This is a genomic window from Campylobacter sp. BCW_6465 (genome assembly GCF_001762815.1).
In the GTDB taxonomy this organism is placed as follows: Bacteria; Campylobacterota; Campylobacteria; order Campylobacterales; family Campylobacteraceae; genus Campylobacter_D; species Campylobacter_D jejuni.
The window spans coordinates 1-3,648 of record NZ_MJXN01000062.1; the positions used below are offsets into that span (position 1 = coordinate 1).

At 26.0% G+C, this 3,648-nt stretch carries 4 protein-coding genes; all 4 read left to right on the forward strand.

Annotated elements, in window-relative coordinates:
• Positions 1-53: 53 nt before the first annotated feature.
• The 4 genes from AJ886_RS03810 (at position 54) to AJ886_RS03825 (ending at position 3,362) form a co-directional block, all read left to right on the forward strand.
• Positions 54-320 carry a hypothetical protein gene (locus AJ886_RS03810; protein WP_052799519.1) on the forward strand — a complete coding sequence of 89 codons (267 nt, stop codon included), beginning with the start codon at positions 54-56 and terminating at the stop codon, positions 318-320.
• A gap of 377 nt (positions 321-697) precedes the next feature.
• The gene (locus AJ886_RS03815) at positions 698-1,240 is read left to right on the forward strand and encodes an NYN domain-containing protein (RefSeq protein ID WP_002819317.1); all 543 of its coding nucleotides are present in this window, start codon (positions 698-700) and stop codon (positions 1,238-1,240) included.
• Positions 1,241-1,387: 147 nt separating this feature from the next.
• Positions 1,388-2,041: a hypothetical protein gene (locus AJ886_RS03820; RefSeq protein ID WP_052781596.1), complete on the forward strand. Its 654-nt coding sequence runs from the start codon at positions 1,388-1,390 to the stop codon at positions 2,039-2,041.
• Between the two features lie 88 nt (positions 2,042-2,129).
• On the forward strand, positions 2,130-3,362 hold the full coding sequence (locus tag AJ886_RS03825; RefSeq protein ID WP_070261061.1) for a DUF5710 domain-containing protein: 1,233 nt from the start codon (positions 2,130-2,132) through the stop codon (positions 3,360-3,362).
• Positions 3,363-3,648: the final 286 nt, after the last annotated feature.

The window sequence follows — 3,648 nt, forward strand, 5'->3', positions numbered from 1 at the left end:
TTTTTCAATGAATATCAAAGACTTTTAGATTTTATTAGAAAGGATAAATAATAATGGAAAAAAAACCATTTACAATAGCAGAAGCTTTAAACTCTGAAACAAGCTCTCAAAAAACATATAGTAAAGCTAATAAAAAATCAGCTGGAAGAAAAACCGTAGATCAAAAACTAAGAAGAGATAATTTAGTAGTTTGCAGACTTAATGAACAAGAAATGGAAATTTTGAAAAAATTAATGGTTTTAGATTTAGCAAGTGAATATGGCACTTATATAAGAAAATTGATTTTAAAAGAGGCAAGAACTTTAAATATTAATAATTAAAAATGTTACAATATCCTTGCAAAAAACAAAAAGACAAATTGAAGATGAAAAAGATTATGACTGTCGAAGTTTATTTGACTTAATCGAATTAGAATTTTCACAAGGAGAAGAAAATGAGTTGCTTATCTCTAAGTAAGTTCTTATTAATGTTTTTATGTTAGAATTACAGCATCATTAGCACATAGAGGGGTCTTTTTACATAATATTTTTAAAATGACGACTCATTTTGCCTTCAAGATTTAGCAAATAGGACTACATATTATGGATTTGTCCAATAAAGATACAGAATTTTCTATAATTCAACCAAAAAAGACTGCTGTTCTTGTAGATCTTTCTTTTTTATTGAAGGATACAATACACGCAAAAGCATTAAAACAATGGAAGCCGCAGAATTAGCCAAAAGATTAAAAGACTATGTGTGGGAAACTCTTAGAAGAAGTGAAGACTATTTATATAAAGTTTATATTTATGATTGCGAACCGTTAGATAAAAATGTTCCTATGCCTCCTATAGAAAAAACTGATAAATCTAAAAATTTAAGCAAAACTACAACTTATAAATTTAGAAGTGAATTATTAAAACATCTAAGAAAGCAACCGTATTTTGCTGTAAGATTAGGTGAAATTGATGTTAGCGAACTAAGCAATGAAGATTTTGTTATAGATATTAAACAAAAAGGTGTAGATATGAAAATAGGACTTGATATTGCAACTTTAGCAAATAAACACCAAGTGGAAAAAATCATTTTAATTACTTCGGATAGCGATTTTGTTCCTGCTGTAAAACACGCTAGAAAAGAAGGGCTTATTGTGCAATTAGATACTATGAGATTTCCAGAAACTCGAATCAAAAAAGGTTTATTAGAACATATTGATATTCTCTCATCCGTTTTTATTAATAAAAATAAAAATGGTAATTAATTATTGTTTTTTATTTTGCTAAATAGATAACTAAAAAATGAATATTGTTAAAAGAAAAAATGAATGAATTTTTCAAAAAAACTAAATAAAGTTTTACCAGATAAAGAAATTAGCAACGAAAAAACATATTCTCGATCAAGGTAAAGAATGAATAATCTAACAAATTTTAATGATCTGTTTTCTCAAATGAGATTATCTTCTTATAATGATGATATTGTAAAGCATTATGATAACCTTAAATTTGTAGGAAAAATCACTCCAAAAATTGCTACATTAGAAATTATTCTTAGAAATAAACTAGATAATAAATTATCAGAGAAAGATAGTAATTGGATAAAAAATTCTAATGATGAAAATATTAAAAAAGCTAAAGATGAAATTGAATATAGAGAAAAAAATAGAAATTTATCTCATCATCAATATCTTTCTCGTATGAGCTTAGGAGCTATTATTCATCTTATCAAAGAAAATAAATTACAAAACTCTATAATGGATTTAAAAAATATCAATTTTAGAAACTACAATCAACACAATAGAAATTTCTTTTTTGAAAATGGTATAAAATTACGCTTTAGAAATACGCATAAGGTTGATATTGTTCTTAGCTTATTACAAAATCTAAGAAATAGAAGTTATCATTGGGAAAATATTTTAAAAACTACAGAAAAAAATGGCAAACATTATCCAAGATTAACGACAAAAATAGAAAACACTCATATAGGATTAAATCCACAAAAAATAGATTTATTCTTAAGTGATTTAATTAAAACATTTAACGAAGAAATTTTGGAATATTGTTAATATAAAAAAAGTGGGCTACTAGGAAGCCCTTTGAATTTAATTGCAATTATAGCAATAATAATATTAAAGGAAACTAAAAGGATATACGATGCCACAAAAAAGAATTTATCTTTATGTTCCATTTAAAGACAAAGAAAAAGTAAAATCATTAGGGGCAATGTGGGATGATAAAGAAAAAAAATGGTTTGCTCCAAAAAGCTTAGATAAAAATATTTTCTCACAATGGTTTTATCCGCACCAAAATAAAGAATTTTCATTTGATGAAAATGAAGTTTTAACTACTTTTAAATCTGCTTTAGAAAATCAAGGTTTAATTATTGATGGTTCACCTATCATGGATGGCAAAATCCACAGAGTAAAAACAACAACAGATAAAGGTAGAGAAATGAGTGGAGCTTATAGTGGATTTTTAGATAAATACCCTGCTGGTTTTATTCAAAATTTTAAAACAGGTATTAAAGAAAATTGGAAAATGCCTTTAGAAAATGCAAAACAAAACATTGTAAGTTATCAAACTCCTAGTCAAAAAAGATTACATAATTCTACAAGCAATAATACGAAACAAGACATTTTAGAGCTTCAGCAAAAAACAGCATTAAAAATTGAAGAAGAATATAATCAAGCTAATTGGGCTCATTCAAATCATCCTTATTTAAAGAAAAAAGGTTTTAGTGAAAACTTTTATCTTAAGCAGGATAACAAAGGTTCTTTACTTATTCCCTTAAAAGATGAAAATGGCAAATTATGGTCTGTGCAAAGAATATTCCCAAATGGTGATAAAATTATTGGTGTAATTAAAACTAAAGAAGAAAAAGAGCAAGGCATTGAATATTCTGCAAAAAAATCTGGATGTTTTCACCTAATAGGTGCAAAAAACCTAGAATATTGCAAAGAATTTATCATAGCAGAAGGCTTTGCTACTGCTGCAACTATATACAAAGCACTCAATAAGCCTGTAATAATGGGTATAGATGCTGGAAACTTATCAAAAATCGTTGAAACCCTAAAAAACAAATTTCAAAACACTCCTATTACCTTAATAGCCGATAATGATAAAAAAAGAGAATTAAAAGGTCTTTCTAATGTCGGGGTGGAAACTGCAAAAGAAATTCAACAAAAATTTTCAGATATTAAAGTTATTATTCCAAAAATCAGCAATCAAGAAGCAGAACAAGGAATAAGTGATTTCAATGACATTTTTTTAAATAAAGGGCTTGATGAAGTCAAAAAACAATTAAATTTTATTGATTTTCATAATAAACTTAAAGCTTTTAAATCTATGGAAAAAACACAACCTGAAAAAGAGATAACTAGACAATAATAGTTACTCTTTGTAATCATAATATATAATAATATATAAAAAATATTTTTTATATATTATTAGTTAATAATAGAATATTTAATTACTATAAATATACAAAAAAAGGATTAAAAATGAAAAATACAATCAAACTAGCTTTATTAAGCGTAGTTACTGCTTGTGTTTTTTCTGCTTGCTCTTCAGAGCCAAAAAAGTATGTAATACTATGAAGATCTAAAAAATGCTACAGAGTTAGAATCTAAAATCAAAGAATGTGCAAATGCTTCAAGTTATTCTAAATCATTTA